Origin of the sequence: Armatimonas sp. (assembly GCF_043760365.1) — a bacterium.
GTDB lineage: Bacteria > Armatimonadota > Armatimonadia > Armatimonadales > Armatimonadaceae > Armatimonas.
On sequence record NZ_JAYUPA010000018.1, the window covers coordinates 1 to 6,950 of the forward strand.

The window sequence follows — 6,950 nt, forward strand, 5'->3', positions numbered from 1 at the left end:
GATACCATATGTTTTGCCATCCTGGCATTCTAAACACAAAAAAAGATTTAGAGCGTCTGCGTACCCAGCTCGATGTCGAACCCTGGCGGGGCGGTTTTACTAAGCTCAAGGAACACCCGGCATCGTCGGCGCAGTGGCGCGTGCGTGGCGGTGGCTTTCCGACGGTCTGTCGGGAGACGGCTAAGAATCTCGGCAACGACGAGCTCGCCAGCGATGCCAACGCGGCCTACCAAAACGCTTTAATGTGGTGGCTGACAGGCGAGAAGGCGCACAAAGAGAAAGCAATCGCTATCTTAGATGCCTGGGGTGGCTCGCTCCAGACCATCACGGGCCACGATAAAGAGCTGGCCGCCGCGCTCTACGGCTTCAAGCTGGTCAGCGCTGCCGAGCTTTTAGAGCACAAGTCTTTTGCCGTTTGCCTCCGCCGCGCCTTTATTCCCGTTATCAAAGACTTCGCGACGTTCGCCAATGGCAACTGGGACACGGCCTGCATCAAGATGTTGCTCGCCTGCGGGGTATTCCTGGGCGATAAGGCGCTCTTTGACAAAGCCGTGGCCTACTACAAAACAGGCCCTAGCAATGGGCGGCTGACGCACTACATTATTAATGAAGCGGGGCAGTGCCAGGAGAGTGGCCGCGATCAGCAGCATGTCCAGCTTGGGATAGGGCACCTTGCCGAGGCGGCGGAGATCGCGTGGAACCAGGGCGTGGATCTCTACAGCACGGACAACTTCCGCCTTCTGAAGGGCTTTGAGTACACGGCTAAATACAATCTGGGGGAGGATGTCCCCTTCGAGCGCTACAAAGACAAGACCGGCAAGTACGACTGGCCTGTAATTTCTGAACAAGGCCGGGGCCGTCTGCGTCCCATCTTCGAGCTGGCTCTGAATCACTTTGAGGGGCGATTGGGCAAGAAAGCGCCCTACACCCGCCGCGCCGCCGAGTCCCTACGCCCTGAAGGCACCGCGTTTCAGGCAGATCATCCCGGCTTTGGGACACTATTATTCTTGAGGGAAAAGTCGGTAAAATAAGTTTATGCGCAAATTTATGGCGGCACTCCCGCTAATGGCTCTCTTCGCCCTAGGGGCGGCGGGACAGAAAGTCGAAAAGACGGTTAGCTTTCGAGAGGAAGTGGAGCCGCTCCTCAAGGCTGACTGCACGGGTTGCCATAGCGGTGAGGCGAAGCAGGGGGGCTTTTCCGTGGAGGGTGCGGCACTCTTTGGGGGGGGGAGCAAGTTCCTCAAGCGCGTGATTGTTCCTGGCAAGCCCGCCCAGAGTGCGCTGATCGGGTACTTGCGTGGCAAGCACCAGCCGCAGATGCCCATCGGGATGCCGCCGCTCAAAGAAGCCCAGATTCAGACCATCGAGCGCTGGATCGCGCAGGGGGCGAGAGTGGATGCGGCAAAGCAGGGCTGGCCGTATACCGCACCCGTCAATCCGGCGGCTCCGCGTGTTAAGAACCCGGTGATGCGCGACGAGTGGGTGGCGAATCCTATTGATAGCTTTGTGCTGGCGAAACTGGAGGCAAAGAAGCTCTTTCCCAGCCCGCCTGCCGATAAGACCACGCTCCTGCGCCGGGTTTACTTAGACTTAGTGGGGTTGCCGCCAACGCCCCAGGAGGCCGAAGCGTTTCTTGCGGACACCGCGCCTGGTCCGTATGAGAAGCTAGTTGATAGATTGCTGGCTGATCCGCGCTACGGCGAGCGCTGGGGGCGGCACTGGCTGGACCTGGTGCGCTACGCCGAGACCCATGGCTTTGAGGCCGATAATATTCGCTCCCGTGCCTGGCGCTACCGAGATTATGTGATCCGTAGCTTCAATACCGACAAGCCCTACGATAAATTTCTGGCGGAGCAGCTTGCGGGCGACTTGCTCAGCCCCAAAGACTCCGACGCACTCATTGCCACGGGTTTTGCACGCCTCGGCTCCTGGGACGAGCTCTCTCGTGATCCCGCGGGGCGCTGGCAGGACTATCTCAACGATGCCACGGACACGGTCGGCTCGGTGATGCTGGGGATGACCGTGGGCTGTGCGCGCTGCCATGACCATAAATACGACCAGATTACCGCCCGCGACTACTACAGGCTTCAGGGTTTTTTCGCCAACACGCGCTGGTCTGAGGAGCGCCTCACGGGCGAGGTGGACAGCCCGGAGCTGATGCAGCGGCGGCGTGAGCTCCAAGAGGAGCTGAAAGAGAAACGTGTGCAGCAGGAGGCCGAGCGCGCCGAAAAAGGGGATGCCGAGGAGCCCAAGCGCAAGCGTAAGAAAGAGGGGGTTGATGCGGAAATTGATGCGCTGAACCGTGAGCTGAGCCCTATTGATACGATTGCTGAGACTGTGACGGATAAAAATAACAATCCGATTACGCATAAAGTACTGGTGCGTGGCAGCTTGACAACCCCTGGAGATATCGTTAAGCCGGGGTTTATCGCCAGCCTCAGTGGAGGGAAAGAAGTTGATGTTGCTACGGGGAAGGCGCGGCTGGAGCTGGCACGCTGGGTTGGTAGCCCACAGAACCCCCTCACGGCGCGCGTGATCGCCAATCGGCTCTGGCAGCACCACTTTGGGCAGGGCATTGTCGCGACGCCGTCGGATTTTGGGCGCAATGGCAGCAAGCCAACGCATACCGAGCTGCTGGACTGGCTGGCCACGACACTGATTCAGAAGGGTTGGAGCCTGAAAAAACTCCATAAAGTGATCCTGACCAGTGCCACTTATAGACAAAGCGTCGGAGCCAACCCCGTTGCGGCGAAGCTCGACCCGGCCAATACGCTTCTGTGGCGTCAGCGGCGTCAGCGCCTTGAGGGTGAGAGCATCCGTGACTCGATCTTAGCGGTCTCTGGGCAGCTAAATCTTCAGATGTCGGGGCCGAGCATCTACCCACGTGTCTCGGGCGAAGTGCTTGCCACGGGCTCGACGCACAAATGGGGGAGCTCTCCTGAGGATCAGCAGCGCCGCCGGACGGTCTATGTCTTCCAGCGCCGCTCGCTCTCACTGCCCATGACCGAGGTCTTTGACGGGCCGGACATGGTCAATACCTGCCCCAAACGCCAGTCCACGACGATCGCGCCACAAGCCCTGGCAATGTTTAATGGCGAGTTCGGCTGGGAGCAAGCACGGCATTTTGCAGAGCGTGTCGCCAAAGAGGCGGGGAGCGATTCGGCGGCGCAGATTACTCTGGCCTACCGTCTTGCGCTGGTGCGCAAGCCCACCCCCACGCAGCTCGCGCAGGCTACGGCATTTCTTGCCAAGAAAGCGGAGCTACATCGCGACGAGAAAAAAGCTAGCCCTCAGCAAGCCGCCCTTGCCGATTTCTGCCATGTCCTGTTCAATACCAACGAGTTTCTTTATGCCGACTAGCCCGCACTTCACCCGCTCGACGTCCCGCCGCGACTTTCTTGCCAGCGCAGGCGTCGGTTTTGGCGCACTCGCTCTGAACGCCTTGCTTGCTGAGGAAGCCCAGGCGCAAGGAACTCCTAAAAAGCCGCACTTTCCCGCGAAGGCTAAGAGTGTCATCTTCTTGTTCATGTACGGTGGCCCTAGCCAGATGGATACGTTTGACCCCAAGCCGGGGCTGGACAAGTACCACGGCAAGACGATGAGTGTGGCGCTGCCCACGGCAGGGGAGATCAAGACGTTTGGTGGTGGCAACAACGCGCCCCTGATGCGCAGTACGATTCCCTTCAAAAAATACGGTAAGAGTGGTATTGAGGTCAGTGATCTGTTTCCGCATGTCGGTGGCTGCGTGGATGATATTTGCTTTGTCCGCTCGGTCTTTGGCAACTCGAACAATCATGCTCCCGCTCTTTTTGAGATGAACACGGGTACCATTTTGCAGGGGGCACCCGCGCTAGGAAGCTGGACGACCTACGGCCTGGGCTCGGAGAATCAAAATCTCCCGGGCTTTGTGGTGATGCTCGATCCACGCGGCGGCCCGATTGGTGGCGCTCCGAACTGGGCAAGTGGCTACATGCCCGCCAGCTACCAAGGGACGGTCTTCCGCCCCAACGGCGTCCCGATCCTAGACCTTAAGCCAGGCGCGGGCATCAGTGACGACAACCAAAAACAAGATTTGGGGTTTCTCGCACAGCTCAACCAGGCGCACTTAGCCGCGCGGCCCGATGACAGCGACCTGGAGGCTCGAATAAAAAGCTACGAGCTGGCCTATCGCATGCAAATGGCCGCCCCCGAGGCCGTGGATTTCTCGAAAGAAACGGCAGAGACAAAAGCGCTCTACGGCATGGATAATCCGCGAACTGAGGACTTTGGGCGCAAGTGCTTGCTGGCACGGCGCATGGTCGAGCGGGGCGTGCGCTTTATCCAGCTCTACTCGGGCGGCGGGCATGGCGATGATACCTGGGATGCGCACGGAAACATCGAGAGCAACCACGGAAAGCACGCGGGCGCGACCGACAAGCCTATCGCGGGGCTCCTGCAAGATCTCAAGCGGCGCGGCCTGCTAGACTCCACGCTCGTGGTTTGGGCAGGGGAGTTCGGGCGGATGCCCATCTCCCAGGGCGGCTCGGGCCGCGATCACAACCCTGGCGTCCAGACGGTCTGGCTGGCAGGAGGCGGCGTTAAAGGCGGCACGGTGGTCGGCTCATCGGATGAAGTGGGCTATAAGACCGGCGAAGACCCGCACCCCATCAACGATCTTCATGCGACGATACTCCACACGATGGGCCTGGAACACACCCGGCTCACGTATCTCTTCAATGGCCGCAACCAGCGCCTCACCGGCACTGGCGGCACAATCATCAAGAAAGCAATGGTATAGATGAAAACAAAGATAATTCTTGCGGCTCTGCCGCTGACGACCTTACTGGCGACGAGTGCTCAGGCGAAGCCACCGTTTGCGGCAAAAGAGGGGATTAAGTGTACGTACTGCCATAGCGGCCAGCAGCCCAAGCGCAACTACCGTGGCGACTACTACAAGCTACATAACCTCACCTTCGAGGGCTTCGACGATGCGGCAGAGGCCAAGAAAGCCGGTGTTGAGATTGCGCCGCTGGCAGAGCTCGTGCCAAAGAGCCTGACACCTCCCAAGAAAGTGGAGCCCCCGAAGCCAAAATACAATCCCGTCTACCCCGCTCCTGGGACCGTTGTCTTTGGCGAAGGCCCGGATGGCATTGTGAAAGACGGCAAGCCGGTGGCGAAGGGCTGGAAGTCGCTCTTTAATGGCAAGGATCTCAAGGGCTGGAACCTGGAGAAGGGCTACTGGTCTGTCGTCGAGGGCGCGATTGTGGGTGACAAGAAGGGCAGCACGCCCAAGCACCACTATCTCTTCAGCGATATGGACTACTCCGACTTTGAGCTGCATATTGATGTGAAGATGGATGGCTACAACTCCGGGGTCTGCACGCGCATCAAGCCGACATCATTTGATGATGCTCCCGGCTACCAGGTGGACATGGGCGAGGGCTACTGGGGTTGTATCTGGGACGAGCGCCGCCGTAGCAAGAAGATCTTTGACTTCCCCAAAGCCGATGCTGACCAGATTGTGAAGCAGAAGGACTGGAACCACTACTACATCCGCCACGTCGGGACACACTCCACGATCTACCTCAACGGCGTGAAGACCGCAGATGGGGATGATGCGGAGGCGTTTCTCTCCGGCCCGATTGGCTTCCAGCTCTGCCACGGGGGCAATACGATTGCCAGCTTCAAGAATATCTACATCAAGACGCTGGCAAAACCCACTAAGGGAACCGCGCCCAAGAGCGACATGAGCCCAAAGCCGTAGTCCCGCGTGTGAATCGCCCCCCGTGGGTTTTCGCCCCCATGAACGGGGGCGTCTTATTGTCCTCGTGCCTCGGACACAAAGGCTGCAAGCAGCCATCCCGAACTCCCATGGCCCGAAGTGGCCTTCGTGTCGGCGAAGCCGTCAATATGACGCCCCCGTTCATGGGGGCGAAAACCTACGGGGCAAGTTGTCACCCTGGGTACCAAATAACGCGCGGGTCGCTTATAGGGCGCGGGTAATCATAAGCGGCGTCTATTAGTTTTGCTGTGTCGTAGACGGGCTTCCAGTCAAGTAGAAAACGCGCTTTGGCGTTGTCGAGCCAAGTTGCATGGAACTCCGTGGTGATCTTGACGCTTGGAAAGCCGCGTGTTTGGTTTAAGTACTCCGCCACAAAACCATAGTCCACGGGCTCGTCCATGCAGATATTAAATGTCTGCTGGCGGGCCTTGGGATGGTTCAGTGCCACGAGCATGGCACTCACAAGATCACTGACGTGCACAAAGTTGCGCTTAATCGGCTTGCCCTCAGGATCACAGAGAACGGGAGTGGTGTTTGTGCTTTTGTAGCTATCTGCCGCTTCAACTCCCACTAAGTCCCGCCAGCGTGGGCCACCAAAGACATCCTCGCCGAAGCTCTGCGTGTACTTGAAGTCGTCTTTTTCCATGATCCAGGGGGCACGCAGGCAGCAGCCATTGAGGTTGTACTGAATATAATATTGCTCTAACAGCACCTCTTCCAGAACCTTGGAAAGCGCGTAGCAGCCGGGGTAGGCGCTATGCTTCTGCATCTCGGTCACCGGAATGGGGTGGGGGTAGACAAAGTGCCCCATGCCCGCATCGCCGCCAATAAGTATCAGTTGCTGGAAAGTGGGGGAGAGCCGTGCTTCTTCGAGGAGCCAGAAGAAACCTTTAATGGCGACATCCATGATGTCTTCTGGGGTCTCTTTGCAAGTCGCTAGATGGAGCACATGGGTCACTCCCAACATCGCCCGCGCCACATCGTCGCGCGAGGACATCGAGCCCTTTACCACTTCAACGCGCTCGCTCGCTTCTACCACACGGTTGTGGCAAAACGCCCGCATGATCGCGCCGCTAAAGCGCGTATCCGCGAGAAATGCCTTTAAAAATGTCTGCCCGACCTTCCCGGTCGCGCCCGTCACCAAGATTCGCATGAGATCAGTGTACCTGTTACTGTGTAGTTGCCGAGG

General features: G+C 58.5%; 5 protein-coding genes. 4 read left to right on the forward strand and 1 reads right to left on the reverse strand.

Going from position 1 to position 6,950, the window contains the following annotated elements; genetic code table 11:
- From ACH2EH_RS00430 to ACH2EH_RS00445, 4 genes are all read left to right on the forward strand, one after another.
- Window positions 1-1,031 (forward strand): alginate lyase family protein (locus ACH2EH_RS00430; protein ID WP_395137723.1); only part of this gene is annotated, 1,031 nt, incomplete at its 5' end.
- A 4-nt stretch (window positions 1,032-1,035) separates the two neighbouring features.
- Window positions 1,036-3,360 carry a PSD1 and planctomycete cytochrome C domain-containing protein gene (locus ACH2EH_RS00435; RefSeq protein ID WP_395137725.1) on the forward strand — a complete coding sequence of 775 codons (2,325 nt, stop codon included), beginning with the start codon at window positions 1,036-1,038 and terminating at the stop codon, window positions 3,358-3,360.
- Window positions 3,350-4,777, forward strand: coding sequence for a DUF1501 domain-containing protein (locus ACH2EH_RS00440; RefSeq protein WP_395137727.1), 1,428 nt, complete (start codon window positions 3,350-3,352; stop codon window positions 4,775-4,777). The genes ACH2EH_RS00435 and ACH2EH_RS00440 overlap by 11 nt, the downstream gene beginning before the upstream one ends.
- A complete protein-coding gene (locus ACH2EH_RS00445) occupies window positions 4,778-5,743 on the forward strand; it encodes a DUF1080 domain-containing protein (protein WP_395137729.1) in 966 nt (321 codons plus the stop codon). It abuts the gene before it with no gap.
- Window positions 5,744-5,933: 190 nt separating this feature from the next.
- Here the strand turns inward: ACH2EH_RS00445 and ACH2EH_RS00450 are convergent, their stop codons facing one another.
- Entirely contained in the window at window positions 5,934-6,914 is a 981-nt protein-coding gene (locus ACH2EH_RS00450; RefSeq protein ID WP_395137731.1) for an NAD-dependent epimerase/dehydratase family protein, read from the reverse strand.
- Window positions 6,915-6,950: the final 36 nt, after the last annotated feature.

Coding starts and splice junctions, on each gene's coding strand:
- ACH2EH_RS00435 (WP_395137725.1), top strand. CDS start 1,036: ATGCGCAAATTTATGGCGGCACTCCCGCTAATGGCTCTCTTCGCCCTA.
- ACH2EH_RS00440 (WP_395137727.1), top strand. CDS start 3,350: ATGCCGACTAGCCCGCACTTCACCCGCTCGACGTCCCGCCGCGACTTT.
- ACH2EH_RS00450 (WP_395137731.1), bottom strand. CDS start 6,914: ATGCGAATCTTGGTGACGGGCGCGACCGGGAAGGTCGGGCAGACATTT.
- ACH2EH_RS00445 (WP_395137729.1), top strand. CDS start 4,778: ATGAAAACAAAGATAATTCTTGCGGCTCTGCCGCTGACGACCTTACTG.